Origin of the sequence: Streptomyces sp. N35, from assembly GCF_016464295.1 — a bacterium.
Lineage (GTDB): Bacteria > Actinomycetota > Actinomycetes > Streptomycetales > Streptomycetaceae > Streptomyces.
Genome location: NZ_JAEIMH010000072.1, coordinates 31194 through 44814, shown reverse-complemented (window position 1 = coordinate 44814; position 13621 = coordinate 31194). Strand labels below are relative to the sequence as shown.

Sequence of the window (13621 nt, the reverse complement as noted above, 5' to 3'; positions counted from 1 at the left end):
GGGCGGGGGGGGGCAGCCGCGCCGGGCGGCCCCCCCCCCCCCCCGGGCCCGGCCCGGGGCCCCCCCCCCCGCCTGGGGCAGCCGCCGCAGCGCGGCCGGCAGCCGCTTCACCGTGACGGACAAGCGCCTTACGGCAAGGGGCAGTTGACTCATCGCAGCCTCACCCGGGGGTCGATGACGCCGTACAGGACGTCCACGAGCAGGTTGATCGCCAGGTACACGCCGCTGACCACCAGGCCGACGCCCATGATGGCGGGCAGGTCGAGGGCGGTGGCGCTCTTGTACGCGTACTGCCCGACGCCCTGCCAGGCGAAGATCGCCTCGACGAGAACGGTGCCCGACAGGAGACTGCCGAACGCGAGCCCCGCCACCGTGATGATCGGTACCAGCGCGGACCGCAGCACGTAGCGGAAGAGGATCACCCGGCCCGAAAGCCCCTTGGCCCGGCCCGCGCGGACGTAGTCCTGGCCGAGCACCTCGAGGACCGCGCTGCGGGTGAAGCGGGTGAGCAGCCCGATCGTGTAGAGCGAGAGCACGAGGGCGGGCACGATCAGATGACCGAGCGCGCTGGTGAAGATGTCCCACCGGCCGGCCAGCGCCGCGTCCACCGTGTGCAGGCCGGTGACGGGTGGCGGCGCGCCGATGGCGGGGTCCACCCGGCCGCTGCCCGGGGTGAGTTGGAGACGGTAGAAGAAGACGTAGAACGCCAGGAGCGCCAGCCAGAACGTCGGGACCGAGACCCCGATCAGGCTCAGCATCCGCAGCACGTGGTCCGCCAGACGGTCGCGGCGCAGGGCCGCGATGAGACCGAAGGCCACACCGAGCACCAGTGATACGAGGATGGCCGCGCCCGCCAGTTCCAGGGTCGCGGGCACGAACTCCGCCAGGTCCTCGCTGACGGGCCGGTGGGACTGCTGACTGGTGCCCAGGTCGCCGTGGAGCAAGCCCTCCAGGAACAGCAAGTACTGCTGCGGGAGCTGCTTGTCGAGCCCGTGCTCGGCCCTCCACTGCGCCACGGCCACCGGGTCGCCGACCGCCCGCTGCCCCAGGTTCGCCGCCACCGGATCGCCCGGCACCAGGTTCGTCAGGACGAATGTGACCAGGGTGATGCCCCAGGCCAGCAGGATCGCGACGAGGATCCTGCGGGCGAGGAATCCGAGCAGCGGTCTGCGGGCGAGGAATCCGGGAAAGCGACCTCGGACGTGGAACGCGGGCAGTGGCCCGTTGCGGCGCCGTACCCGATTCTGCTTGCTCGTCATGTCACTTCACACCGAGGTCGGCGACGTCGACGGTCCACACCGGGTGGTACTCGAGGCCGGTGACCGAGGCGGCCGTCACGATGTTCTGGCCGGGCTGGATGAGCGGGACGTACGGGCCCGTGGTGTTCAACTGCGTCTGCACGTCGGCGAAGGCCTGCTTGCGCGCCTCCTCGCCGACCGCGGCGGCCGCCTTCTCGCCCGCGGCCTCCAGCTTCTTGTCCGCGCCCGCCTTCCAGCCGAGGCGCTCCCCGACCATCTTGCCGGGCAGGAACACCAGGTAACCGGTGGGATCCGGGTGGTCAGGGCCCCAGTACCACAGGCCCATCTCCTCCTTGCCGTTGCGGTAGTTGTCCGCCGCGGTGGTGAGGGGTGCGGGCGCGAGGTCGACGGTGATGCCGACTTCCTTGAGGTTGGACTGGATGCGCTCGGCCAGCGGCTGCAGGGACAGACCGTTCACCGTGAGCTCGCTCGGATACTCCAGTTCGACCTTCGGGTCGGTCAGGCCGCTCGCCGCCAGTGCCGCCTTCGCTCCCGCCACGTCGCGCTGGGGTGCCTGGTCGGGCGGGAGGGCGCCGAGGAGTTGGGAGGGGATGATGCCCGGCGCCTGCACGGACCCTTCGCCGGCCAGTTCGAGGAGGCCCTTGTAGTCGACGCCCTTGCGTACGGCTTCCACGAACTTCGGGTTCGACGTCACCTTGCTGAGCGCCTTGTTCCGGCTGTGGTGCAGATAGATCACGTTGGCCGAGGCGGTCCGCTTCACCTGCACGGTGGCGGACATGCCCTTGGCCTGGTCGCCGGAGAGGTTCAGCGCCACCTGGCTGTCGCCGCGCTGCACATTGAGTTTCTGGGTCGCCGCCTCGACATTGCGGATGACGACTTTGTCGTACGCGGGCTTTGTGCCGTAGTACTTCTTGTTCGCCCGCAGCACCACCTGGTTGCTGACGTTGAACGACTCGATCGTGTAGGGACCCGATCCGGCCGACGTCTTGTTGAGGTACTGCTCCGCCTTGTCCTTGTCGTCGGCCGTCGCGCCGTGCGCCTTGGCGACCTTGCTGTTGAGGATCCCGAGTGTGGGGTTCGGCAGGATGTACGGCAGCGCGGGGTTCGGCGTCTTCGACGTCAGGGTGATCGTGGAGTCTTCGCTCTTGGCCACCTCCACGCCGGCCAGGAGGAACGACGGATTGCCCTTCATGTCGCGCAGGCGGGTCAGTGAGAAGACCACGTCGTCGGCGGTGAGCGTGGAGCCGTCGCTGAACTTCGCCCCCGAACGGAGCTTCAGCGTCAGGACCTTGCCGTCGTCGGAGAGCGTGTACGACTCGGCGAGCGCCGGCACCGGCTTGGTCACGTCGCCGCCCTCGAAGGTGAGCAGCGTCTCGTACACCGCCTTGCCCACGAAGAGTCCGGTGGCTTCGTACATCCGGCCCGGGTCGGCCGTCTTGAGGTCGAAGGACGTGTCGATGACCAGGGTCCGGCCGCCGGCCGCCGGTGTGGACGCACCGCCACCGGAGCAGGCGGTCAGCGCCACCGCGGTGGCGAGCAGCAGGACCGTCAGGTTCTTACGGGGCGCCATGAGAGGACCTCCAGGTCGGACGTCAGCGCGCGAAAGGTGAGGTATTCATGCAGGTCACCCACGTCATGCACGTCGTACGGGCCCTGACGAGGTAACAGCGAACGCTAGGCCAGCCGCCCGGGTGCCTCTTCGGACCGTCGTACGAATGCGGGCGCCGTTATATGTGCCGCCGGCCAAAAGGCACTTGGCGGCCAGGTCGAAAGGGGCCGCGGGGACGGGTTCATCCCGCGGCACCAATCGGCGGGCGGTATTTCGTCCGGCCGCACTTAGCCAGGGCGTGCCGCCGCTGGGGACGATGTCGGCTCCCGGAGGCACTGCCCGGAAGCGCTGCCGGAAGCGCTGCGGAAGCGCTGCCTGGATGCGTTGCCCAGAAGCACTGCCCGGAAGCACTGCCCGGATGCGCTGCCCGGGAGTACGTCCCTGCGAGCCTCGCCACGAAAGGAAGCCCCATGTCCCGTTTCAGAGCTGTCCTCACCGCGAGCATCGCGGCCATGGTCATGGTCGCGTCACCGGCTGTGTCCGTGGCGGTGTCCGCGGACCCCGCGACGTCCGCGGAACCCAGGACGACGAACGACGCCGTCCAGCGTGTGCTGGACCGCGCGGTGAACGAGGGAGGGGCGCCCGGCATCCTCGCCGAGGTCAAGAACGGCTCCGGCCGGTGGTTCGGCACCTCCGGAGTCGCGGACACCTCCACCGGCCGCAAGCCGGTGTCCTACGACCGCTACCGGATCGGCAGCACCACCAAGACGTTCACCGCCACGGTCCTGCTGCAGCTGGTGGGTGAGGGACGGCTCAGCCTCGACGACACCGTGGAGAAGTGGCTGCCGGGTGTGGTGCGGGGCAACGGCCACGACGGCAGCAAGATCACCGTACGGCAGCTGCTCAACCACACGAGCGGCATCTTCAACTACACGAACGACGCCGGGGTGTTGGCCAAGCTGGTCGGCCAGGGCTTCCTCGACCACCGTTTCGACAGCGTCCTGCCGCAGGAGCTCGTCAGCACGGCGATGAGCCACGCGCCGGACTTCGCGCCGGGTACGTCCTGGGCCTACTCGAACACCAACTTCATCCTCGCCGGGATGATCGTGGAGCAGGTGTCGGGCCGCTCGCTCAGCGCTGAGGTGACCCGGCGGATCATCGGACCGCTCGGCCTCGGCAACACGTATCTGCCGGGTAGGAGCACGACCGTCGTCGGTCCGCACGGACGGGCCTACTCCAAGCTCATGACGGGTGACCCCGCGGCGCCGGTGCACGACGTGACCGAGATGAGCGCGACCTGGGCGGGCTCGGCCGGCGACATGATCTCCACGGCAGGCGATATCAACCGGTTCTACAGCGCGCTGCTCAGCGGGCGTTTGCTCCGTCCCGCCCAGCAGAAGGAGATGTTCACCGCCGTGGAAACCGTGAACTGGATCCCCGACACGGGATACGGGCTCGGCATGATCCGGCAGAAGCTGTCCTGCGGTGTCCAGGTGTGGGGGCACGGCGGCACGATCCACGGCTCGCTGTCGTGGTCGATGGGGTTGCGCGACGGATCGAAGGTCGCGAGCACCAATATCAACGGTGCCTGGGCCCACCAGGGCGGCACCCCGCCCGCTGTCTTGGAGGCGCCCTCCTGCCCCGCCCCCGCGGGGGGCGGGGGCCCCCCCGCCGGTTCCGCGGCCGCCGTCCCGGCGACCCGCCCCCTGCAGCTCTCCTGACCCGCTCACCGACCGTGGCCCACTGCCCGCCTCGCGCGAACAGCCGGGGCGGGCGGGGGCCGACTTCGTCACCGGACACCTGCGAGGCGACCTTGACCGAGCACTCCACCCTGCGGCAACCGATGCGGCACTCGATGTGGGAATCGATGCAGGAATCGATACGGGAGGAGGCGTGAGTGAACTCCTCGAGGTGTCCGCGGCCGCATCCGACCTGGCTCAGCGGCGGTCCGGCGTCACCATCAGGCAGCTGTCGCAGGAGGCGGAGTTCCGGGACGCCTGCGCCCTGCTCGACCGGGTGTGGCGGCCGCCGGCGGACAGCCCGCTCATCACCATGGCCCTGCTCAGGGGTTTTGAGCACTCGGGCAGTTACGTGGCCGGCGCGTACGAGGCCGACCGGCTGATCGGCGTGTGCGTGGGCTTCCTCGCGGAGGCCGGACTGCACTCGCACATCGCCGGCGTCGACGCGTGCGCCCGCGGCCGCACCATCGGGTTCGCCCTGAAGGTCCATCAGCGGGCCTGGGCCCTCGAGCGCTCCCTCACCAAGGTGACCTGGACCTACGACCCGTTGGTCAGCCGCAACGCCTACTTCAACCTGGCCAAGCTGGGCGCGGTGGCCGAGGAGTACCTGCCGGACTTCTACGGCGCCATGGACGACAGCGTCAACAAGGGCCAGGGATCCGACCGGCTGCTCGTCGGCTGGAACCTCGCCGACCCCGCCGTCGCCGAGGCCTGCATCCGGCCGCACCTCCTGGCGCCCGTCCCCACGGACGCCGCGCCGGGGCTCGACGCGGACGCGGACGGACTGCCCGTGCGCGGCCCGCTGGACGGCTCCTGCGTCAGCGTCCGCATCCCGTCCGACATCGAGGCGTTGCGCCGGGAGCGTCCCGCGGCCGCGTACGCCTGGCGCACGGCGCTGCGGGAAACCCTCGGCGAACTGCTCGCGGACGGTGCGGCCGTCACCGGATTCACCCGCGACGGCCGGTATCTCGTCGAACGGAAGGCGGATCGATGAGGGCGGGACCCGCGGAGGGCGGATCGATGGGGGCCGGCGCCGTGGAAGGCGGACCCGCGAGGGCCGGAGCCGCGGAAGGCGGACCCACGAGGACCGGAGCCGCGATCGGGAAGCCCGGGAGATCGCCCGCGAGTCGGTCGCGATGCGGCCGCCGGGAGCGGAGGTGAGCGGGCGAGCCCCTCTCGGCCGCGTCCTCGCGGACCTGGGGTCGACCTTCATCGTGTCCACGGTCGGCGAACCGGATGCGGCGCGGCCGGTCGGCGGGGTGCTCATCCACGACCCGCACGACGCCCCGGCACGCCTGCCGGGGGCGATCGTCCTCGGCGTCGGGATCCACGGCGCGGCCGAGGCCGGGGGCCTGGTCGAGTGGGCCGCCGTCCTCGGCGCGGCGCCCGTCATCGTACGAGCCCCGATCGCCGTGGACGAAGCGGTGGAGGCGGCCGTCGACAAGGCCGCGATCCCGGTGCTCGGTCTGATGGCGGGCGCCTCCTGGGCGCAGGTCGCGGCGCTCTTGCGGTCGATGCTCTCGGTCGACGAGCTCGTCGGGGAGCCGGCCGAAGAGCCGCTCGCCGGAGACCTGTTCGCGCTGGCCAACGCGATCTCCGCGCTGCTCGACGGGCCGGTGACGGTCGAGGACCGCGACGGCAGGGTGCTCGCGTTCTCCAGCCGTCAGGACGAGGGCGACGAGGCCAGGATCGCGACGATCCTCGACCGTCAGGTCCCGGCGGAGAAGCTGCGGGCCCTTGAGGAGCGGGGTGCGTTCCGGCTGCTCTACCGCAACGACGAGCCGCTGTATCTGGAGGGGATCGCGGCCAAGCCGCGGGTCGCGATCGCGGTACGCGCGGGCGGCGAGATCCTCGGCTCCATCTGGGTCGTGGTCAAGCAGCCCCTGACCAGGGACCGCGAACGCGCCCTGAGCGACGCGGCCAAGGTCGCCGCTCTGCATCTGCTGCGCCGCAGGGCGGGCGAGGACGTCGGGCACCGGCTCCGGGCCGACCTGCTCGCCACGCTCCTCGAAGGCGGCGAGGGCGCTCCCGGAGCCCGCCCGGCTCGGTCTGTCCGCCCAGCCCGCCTGCGTGCCCGCCCTCGCGGCGACCCACACCTCGGCAGCCGCCGACCGCGTCGTGGCGGCCGACCGGATCGCCGGTGCGCTCGCCCTCCACCTGAACGCGATCCACCCGAGGACGGCCACCGCCACACTCGGCGGCATCACCTACGCGGTGCTGCCCGCCACTTCGGACGAGGCGGCCCGACGGGTCGCCGAGTCCTTCCTGGAGCGGATCGGGGACCGGGCGTCCGCCGTCATCGGGGGCGGGGGGGGGGGGGGGGGGGGCGCGGGGGCGCCCGCGCCCCGCCCGCCCGCCCGAGCGGAGCGGGGACCGGGCGCCCGCCGCCAGCGGGGCGGGCGGCGTCGCGGGCAGGCCCGAGGACCTGCGCCGTTCGCGCGCCGAAGCCGACCAGGCCCTGCGGGTGCTGCGCGAGCGGCGACCGGATCTGCGGACCGCCCGGCTCGCCGCCGTCTATGTGGACGCCCTGCTGCTCGAACTGGCCGACCGGATCGCCGCCGACGGCGGCCCGCCGGACAACCCGATCGTCCGGCTGCGTGCCTACGACGCTGAGCACGGCACGACGCTGACGGAGACGCTCGCCGCCTGGCTCGACGCGTTCGGCGACGTCATCTCCGCATCGGCCGCCATGCACGTGCACCCCAACACCTTCCGCTACCGCCTGAAACGGCTTGCCACGGTGTCCGGTCTCGATCTGTCCACTCCCGAAGCCCGCTTCGAGGCGATGCTCCACCTGCGGCTCGCGCCCTGATGCGCACCCGGTGCGTCACGCCGCCTTCGGTTCGGCGACCGCCGCCAGTTCCGCGCCGCGGCGGACGGTGAGGGCGTGCATGCCGTAGAAGAGCCGCCCCGTGGCCGGGGACACCACCGTGGTGCGGCTGCCGTCGGCGGGGCTGACGAGGTGGCCGAGCGGAGCGCCGGCCGTCGCTTCGTCCCCGGCGGCGAGTGCCGGATACCAGAGTCCGGTCGTTTCGGCGGTGACCGAGCACGCCCACAGCCACTCGCGCACCCGCCTCGGCTCGCTGCCGGCGGTGCGGGCCGTGACACCGGCCTCTCCCAGGAGCCGGAGCAGACCGCCGACGAGACGGGCGGCGGTGTCCGGGTCGCGGTTGCCGCGGTCGCCGGCCTCGACGAGCAGGGCCGGGATACCGCGACGGGCGGCTGCGGCATGGCTGTTGCCGCCCTCGGCCGTACGGCCGATGATCACGTCCTCGATGCCGACGGCGTGGGCGAGTTCACGCGTACGGGCGTCGAGTGCGCGGTCTCCGGTCAGCCGGTAGCCGACGAAGTCGCGCAGGGTTTCGTCGATGCCGCCGGAGTGCAGATCGACGTAGAGGTCGGCCCCCGGGCAAAGGTGCGCGGTGTGCCAGGCGGCCAGTCGTTCGGTGGGGCTGCCCTGGGGGTCGCCGGGGAAGACCCGGTTGATGTTCACGCCGTCGAGCGGCGACACACCGAGGCGCCCGTCGTACACGGCCGGGGGGTTGGCCACCGGGCAGATGACGACGTCGCCGTGCACCTCCTCGGGCGTCAGCCGCGCCGCGAGGCGCGTGGCCGCTTCGATGCCGCAGAACTCGCCGCCGTGCATACCGGCCGTGATCACCACGCGCGGCCCGGGGCGCACTCCCCGCACCTGTGTGAGGGGCAGGTCGACGGTGCGGCCGCCCAGGTCGACAGGCACATGGTGCGAGGACTTCGTGCCGGGCCCGGTGGGCGGGATCATCGCATTGCTCCAGTGGTACGGGGTCGGGGGAACGCGCTCGTGAGCAGTTCCCGCGTACGGGGGTGGACCTCGCCTTGGCCGTACAGCGCGGTGGCCGCGAGCGTCTCCGCGATGCGGCCGCCGTCCATGACGGCGACCCGGTGGGCGACATGCCGTACGACGGCCAGGTCGTGGCAGATGAACAGGTAGGCGAGACCAAGCCGTTCCTGCAGGCCGGTGAGGAGGTTGAGGACCCCCGCGCGCACCGACGGGTCGAGGGCCGACACCGGTTCGTCCAGGACGAGCAGCCGCGGCTCGCTGACCAACGCCCGGGCGATGCCGACGCGTTGGCACTGCCCGCCGGACAGTTCATGCGGCAGGCGGTCGCCGAGCCGCGGATCGAGCCCGACGGTCTCCAGGAGGTGAGTGACGTGGGCCGGTCCGGTCTTGGGATCCCACCGACCCTGCACCCGCAGCGGTTCGGCGATCGCGTCACGGATCCGCAGACGGGGGCTGAGTGAGCCGTAGGGATCCTGGAAGACCGGCTGGAACAGCGGCCGCAGGGGGCGGATCGCGGTCTCGTCGAGTGCGGTCAACTCCCGGCCGTCGAAGTGGACTTCGCCGCCGTCCGGCCGGCGCAGCATCAGCGCGGCAGCGCCGGTGCTGGACTTGCCGGAGCCGGAGGGGCCGATAAGCGCCAGGGTCTCACCCTCGGCCACGGCGAAGGAGACCCGGTCGACGGCGGTCACGGGAGCCGCGCGCCGGCCGCGGCCGGGATATCGGACGGTGAGGTCGTGAACGCTCAGGACGGGGTTCACAGGGTGGTTCCTTCGGTGAACAACTGCTGCGGAGCGCACGGGAGTTCGCGCCAGTGGTGGCAGGCGACCAGGTGGCCGTCCGCCGCCGGTTCGGGTCGGGGAGCCTCGGTGCGGCAGTGACCGTCGGCGGGCGGGCAGCGGGGGGCGACCGCCCAGCCCTCCAGACGGGCGACCCCGTCGGGCGCGGGCGGTGCCCCGCCGATCGCGGGCAGCCGGCGGTCGGCGGCCGGGGTGTCCGGGGGCAGCGAGGCCAGCAGGCCCGCTGTGTAGGGGGCGCGGGGCCGGGCGAGTACGTCGGCCACGGGCCCCGACTCGATGGTCCGGCCCGCGTACAGGACGAGAACCCTGTCGGCGTGGTGCGCCACGACCCCCAGATCATGGGTCACCAGGAGCATCGCCGCGCCACTCGACTCCCGCAGCTCCGCGAGGAGTTCGAGGACCTGCTCCTGCCGGGCAGGGTCGAGGGCGGTGGTGGGTTCGTCGGCGACCACCAGGTCAGGATCGTTGATCATCGCCATCGCGAGGACGGCTCGCTGGCGCATGCCGCCGGAGAACTCGTGCGGATACGCCCGAGCCCGCCGGGCCGCGTCCGCGATGCCCACCCGTTCGAGGGCCGCCACCGCGGACTTCCGTGCCGCGCGGCGCCCCGTCCCGCCCACCGAGCGCACGGCGGCGGCCAGTTGATCGCCGACCGTGTGCACGGGGCTGAGCACGGACAGCGCGTCCTGCGGCACGAACGCGAGCCGACGGCCCCACAGCCCGGCGTACACCGCACGCGACGCGCCCAGGATCTCCCGGCCGCGGAACTCCACACTGCCGCCCAGCCACGCGGTGGGCGGCGCCATCCCGAGCACGGCCCGGGCGGTCAGCGACTTGCCCGCCCCGGTCTCACCGACCAGCGCGAGCACCTCCCCTTCGCGTACCTCGAACGAGACCCCCTGGACCGGAGTCAGACCCTCGTCCGGGAACGTGACGTGCAGATCGCGTACGGACAACAGGAGTTGACGGTCGGTCATGCACGCTGTCCCTTCGGCGCGTTGGGGGTGGTGTGGGAGATCGACACGGCCAGACCGGCGAGCAGGGCGAGCGCGAGCGCCGGTGAGAGCGCGGCCCACGGCGCCCGCTCCACGTATGCGCGTGATTCGTCGAGCAACAGCCCCCACTCGGGAGCCGGTGGCTGGGCGCCGAGCCCGAGGAAGCCGAGCGAGGCGAGCGCGAGAGCGATGCCGGGCAGGCGCAGCAGCGCGTGCCGGGCCACCGGACCGGCCACGGCCGGCAGGACGTGCCGGGTCAGCACCCAGCGCGGGGGAGCGCCGATCGCCCGCTGCGCGGTGAGGAACCCGGCCGAGCGGGTCTCCTGCACCAGAGCCGCGGCGTGCGCGGCCAGCGGTGGCCAGGAGATGAGCGCGACGGCCACCGAGGCCCCGGCCGTGCCCGGACCGAGCGCCGCCGCGACGAGGATGCCGACGATGACCGGCGGCAGCGCGTTGGCGACATCGGCGATCCCCGAGGACAGCGACGGCAGGAAGCCGATCGTGACCGCGATCAGATAGCTGATCAGGCAGACCGCGACGGCCACGCCGACCGTCGCGGCGGCACCGTGGCCGAGCCGCGCCAGCACATCCCGGCCGAGACCATCGGTGCCAAGAGGGTGGTGCCACGAGGGGGCGGAGAGCCGGGCTGTGACATCGACGGCGTACGGTTCACGCACCAGACCCCACCCGATGACCGCGAGCAGCACCGCCGCGAGCACCGGGGGAACGGCCTTCTGCACCGGGCCCTTTGAGCGCCGGGGCGCGGTCGGCAGCGCGAGAGCCGCATCGTCGAGGCCGGGGCCGAGCAGCCATCCGCGGGCGAGGTGAGCGAGGATGCCCGCCGCAAGTCCCAGCATGAGCAGGGCAAGTACCGCGCCCTGGAGCAGCGGTAGATCCTGGGCCTTGGCTGCGCCCAGCGCGGTGCGGCCGATGCCCGGGATCGCGAACACGGTCTCCACCGCGACGGCGCCCCCGGTCAGCCCGACCGCGACCAGACCGAACTGGGGCACGATCGCGGGCACCGCCCGGCGCAACGAGGCCAGCGCGATCCGGGGCGCCGAAACACCTGAGGCACGCCACAGGCCGGCCCAGCGTTCCGCGTACACCCCGGGCAGCGCGTCGTCGACAAGACGGCCGAGCAGTCCTCCGGCGGGCACCCCCATGGCGAGCGCGGGCAGCACCATCGAGGCCGGCCCCTGCCAGCCGGAGGTCGGGAGCAGCCCCAGCCAGACGCCGGCCGCGATCAACAGCACGGTCGCCAGGAGGAATTCGGGCACGGAGGCGAGCATGGCGGCCGTCGCCCCGGGGGAGCCTGACGCGCGCAGCGTGCCCCGCGCACCCCGTACCACCGTCCGCGCGCACAGTGCGACCGCGACCAGCAGGGCCACGACGAGCGAGGCGCCCATCAGGGCAAGTGACACCGTGAGCCCGGAGAGCACGGACGGCAGCACGTCGGACCCCGAGACCCATGACCGGCCGAGGTCGCCGCGCAGCAGTCCGCCGGCCCAGCGACCGAGCAGGGTCAGGGGCCCGGCATCGAGGCCGAGGTCCTCGCGGACCGCCGTCAACGCCTCGGTGGTCGCCTCCTGTTCGGCGGACCGGGCACGCAGCACGCTGAGCGCCGCGTCCCGGCCGGACAGCCAGGGCAGCAGCCCGATGAGCGCGAGGACGACGGCGAGTCCTCCGATACGAGCGAATGCCGCCCTCATGCCGGCGTTACGAGCCTGGGCCGCCCTCATGCCGCCCCTGTGAGCGAGTGCCGCCCTCATGCCGGGCTTACGCGCGCGTGCCACCCTCATGCCGGGGCCCTCACTTCACGTACGTGTCGGGCGTGACGAGCAGACGCTCGCGCGGGTCCTTGGCCGAACCGACGACCCGGGGCGAGTCGCCCTGGATGACCCGTTCGTGCAGCATCGGAAGCGCCGCGCCGGAGTTGAGCACCGCACGCTCGGCGGCCAGGATCGCGGCGCGCCGCTCCGGCCCGGAGGGGGCGTTCGTGGCCTTGCGAAGGGCCTTGTCGACGCCGGGGTCGGCGAGTTGGGAGAGATTGAACGAACCGTCGCTCGCGAAATCGCTGTAGAGGTACGCCGCCGGGTCGCCGGAGTCGAGCACCGTGGCCCGCGACAGGATGAAGGCGTCGAACTTGCCCGCGAGCGCGTCGGCTTCGATCGCCGCGTACTCCCTGACTTCCAGCTTCACGGTGAACCCGGCCTGCTGGAGCTGCTGTTGGAGCGCGGCGGCGACCTCGGGCAGCTCGGCACGGTCGGTGAAGGTGCCGATGGTGATCGCCTTGCCGTCCGGCTTGCCGGGAGCGGCGGGCTCGGTACGGCCGGCGCGCTGCTCGGCCCACGGGATGGCGGGCCCGAGCAGCCCTTCGGCAACGTCCGCGCGACCCTCGTAGACCCCCTTCACCAGCGCCTCGGCGTCGATCGCGCCGCGGGCGGCGGACCGGAGCGCGGGGTCGGCGAAAGCGCCGCGCTCCGTGTTGAGGTAGAGGGTGTTCGTGCGCGGCATCGGCACTTCGGTGATCTGGTCCTCGTCGAGCATCGCGGCCTGTGACACCGGTACGGACTCGACGATGTCCGCCTCTCCGCTGCGCAGCGCGGCGGCCCGCGCGGTGCCGTCGGGCACGAACCGCACGTCGATCCCGGGTGCTTCGGGGCGCCCGCCCCAGTACGCGCCGTTGCGGTCGAGCGTGGCGGAACTGGTCCCGTTCACCTTCTTGAGGACGAACGCGCCGGTGCCGGCCCCGACGGGGTTCACCGTCTTCCCCCGGTACGCCTTGGCGGCCAGGACCGACAGCTGCGGCGAGGACAGACGCTGGGGCAGCAGCGGATCCGGGGCCGCGGTGGCCACCCTCACCTTGTCGCCCTGCGCTGTGACGGTGAGCTCGACCCCGTCGAGGATGCGCGGCTTCGGCGCGGCCTGTGCGGCCCGGGTGAGGGAGCGGACGACGTCCGCGGCCGTGAGCGGCGTGCCGTCGTGGAAGGTGACGCCCTTACGGAGAGTGAAGGTCCAGGCCGCGTCACCTGACGCGCGCCAGGAGGTGGCGAGTGCGGGCTGCGGATCACCGTTGGCGTCGAGCGTGACCAGGGTCTCCGCGGTGCTCCAGCGCGAGAGCTTGAAGGCGTCGTCACTGAGCGGGGAGAGCCCGGAACGCGGCGGCTGCATCATCACTACGCGCAGGCGCTCGGACGAGGAGCCGGACTCCCCTCCGCCGGCTGCGAAGCAGCCCGTCAGGAGCAGGGCGGCGACAGCCGTGAGGGAGAGGGCAGGCAGGGGCGTGGGTATGCGCACTGAACATCCAGGTCCGTGGAACGGGGCAGGTCGGGACCTGGACGACAATAGCCGATGATAATCATTTTCAACTAACGAGGGGTCGGGGCACCCGTAGCCGGCGTGCCCGGGCGCGCCCGGGCCCGCCCGCCCCCCCCCGGGGCGGGCTCCGCCCCCGCGGCGGGG

Annotated in this window: 11 protein-coding genes; 4 read left to right on the top strand and 7 right to left on the bottom strand. The window is 72.5% G+C overall.

Going from position 1 to position 13621, the window contains the following annotated elements; translation table 11 throughout:
* Nucleotides 1–149: 149 nt before the first annotated feature.
* Nucleotides 150–1259 carry an ABC transporter permease gene (locus tag JAO81_RS31480; RefSeq protein ID WP_199551370.1) on the bottom strand — a complete coding sequence of 370 codons (1110 nt, stop codon included), beginning with the start codon at nt 1257–1259 and terminating at the stop codon, nt 150–152.
* A 1-nt stretch (nt 1260) separates the two neighbouring features.
* A complete protein-coding gene (locus JAO81_RS31475; RefSeq protein ID WP_199551369.1) occupies nt 1261–2829 on the bottom strand; it encodes an ABC transporter substrate-binding protein in 1569 nt (522 codons plus the stop codon).
* Between the two features lie 449 nt (nt 2830–3278).
* Here JAO81_RS31475 and JAO81_RS31470 point away from each other — a divergent pair, with 449 nt between their 5' ends.
* The 4 genes from JAO81_RS31470 to JAO81_RS42935 all read left to right on the top strand — a co-directional run bounded on the left by JAO81_RS31470 (nt 3279) and on the right by JAO81_RS42935 (nt 7359).
* Nucleotides 3279–4529: a serine hydrolase gene (locus tag JAO81_RS31470; protein ID WP_199551368.1), complete on the top strand. Its 1251-nt coding sequence runs from the start codon at nt 3279–3281 to the stop codon at nt 4527–4529.
* 172 nt (nt 4530–4701) lie between these two features.
* The gene (locus tag JAO81_RS31465; protein ID WP_307813913.1) at nt 4702–5541 is read left to right on the top strand and encodes a GNAT family N-acetyltransferase; all 840 of its coding nucleotides are present in this window, start codon (nt 4702–4704) and stop codon (nt 5539–5541) included.
* Between the two features lie 163 nt (nt 5542–5704).
* The gene (locus tag JAO81_RS31460) at nt 5705–7177 is read left to right on the top strand and encodes a hypothetical protein (protein WP_233416184.1); all 1473 of its coding nucleotides are present in this window, start codon (nt 5705–5707) and stop codon (nt 7175–7177) included.
* On the top strand, nt 7066–7359 hold the full coding sequence (locus JAO81_RS42935; RefSeq protein ID WP_307813911.1) for a helix-turn-helix domain-containing protein: 294 nt from the start codon (nt 7066–7068) through the stop codon (nt 7357–7359). Before JAO81_RS31460 ends, JAO81_RS42935 begins: the two co-directional genes overlap by 112 nt.
* A 15-nt stretch (nt 7360–7374) precedes the next feature.
* Here JAO81_RS42935 and JAO81_RS31455 read toward each other — a convergent pair whose 3' ends face one another.
* From JAO81_RS31455 to JAO81_RS31435, 5 genes are all read right to left on the bottom strand, one after another.
* Entirely contained in the window at nt 7375–8328 is a 954-nt protein-coding gene (locus JAO81_RS31455) for a succinylglutamate desuccinylase/aspartoacylase family protein (protein ID WP_199551366.1), read from the bottom strand.
* Nucleotides 8325–9125: a dipeptide/oligopeptide/nickel ABC transporter ATP-binding protein gene (locus tag JAO81_RS31450; protein ID WP_199551365.1), complete on the bottom strand. Its 801-nt coding sequence runs from the start codon at nt 9123–9125 to the stop codon at nt 8325–8327. The genes JAO81_RS31455 and JAO81_RS31450 overlap by 4 nt, the downstream gene beginning before the upstream one ends.
* Nucleotides 9122–10141: an ABC transporter ATP-binding protein gene (locus tag JAO81_RS31445; RefSeq protein WP_199551364.1), complete on the bottom strand. Its 1020-nt coding sequence runs from the start codon at nt 10139–10141 to the stop codon at nt 9122–9124. The genes JAO81_RS31450 and JAO81_RS31445 overlap by 4 nt, the downstream gene beginning before the upstream one ends.
* On the bottom strand, nt 10138–11868 hold the full coding sequence (locus JAO81_RS31440) for an ABC transporter permease subunit (protein WP_199551363.1): 1731 nt from the start codon (nt 11866–11868) through the stop codon (nt 10138–10140). The genes JAO81_RS31445 and JAO81_RS31440 overlap by 4 nt, the downstream gene beginning before the upstream one ends.
* Before the next feature lie 100 nt (nt 11869–11968).
* A complete protein-coding gene (locus JAO81_RS31435) occupies nt 11969–13456 on the bottom strand; it encodes an ABC transporter substrate-binding protein (RefSeq protein WP_199551362.1) in 1488 nt (495 codons plus the stop codon).
* Nucleotides 13457–13621 lie beyond the last annotated feature (165 nt).

Coding starts and splice junctions, on each gene's coding strand:
- JAO81_RS31480 (WP_199551370.1), bottom strand. CDS start 1,259: ATGACGAGCAAGCAGAATCGGGTACGGCGCCGCAACGGGCCACTGCCC.
- JAO81_RS31475 (WP_199551369.1), bottom strand. CDS start 2,829: ATGGCGCCCCGTAAGAACCTGACGGTCCTGCTGCTCGCCACCGCGGTG.
- JAO81_RS31470 (WP_199551368.1), top strand. CDS start 3,279: ATGTCCCGTTTCAGAGCTGTCCTCACCGCGAGCATCGCGGCCATGGTC.
- JAO81_RS31455 (WP_199551366.1), bottom strand. CDS start 8,328: ATGATCCCGCCCACCGGGCCCGGCACGAAGTCCTCGCACCATGTGCCT.
- JAO81_RS31445 (WP_199551364.1), bottom strand. CDS start 10,141: ATGACCGACCGTCAACTCCTGTTGTCCGTACGCGATCTGCACGTCACG.
- JAO81_RS31440 (WP_199551363.1), bottom strand. CDS start 11,868: ATGAGGGCGGCATTCGCTCGTATCGGAGGACTCGCCGTCGTCCTCGCG.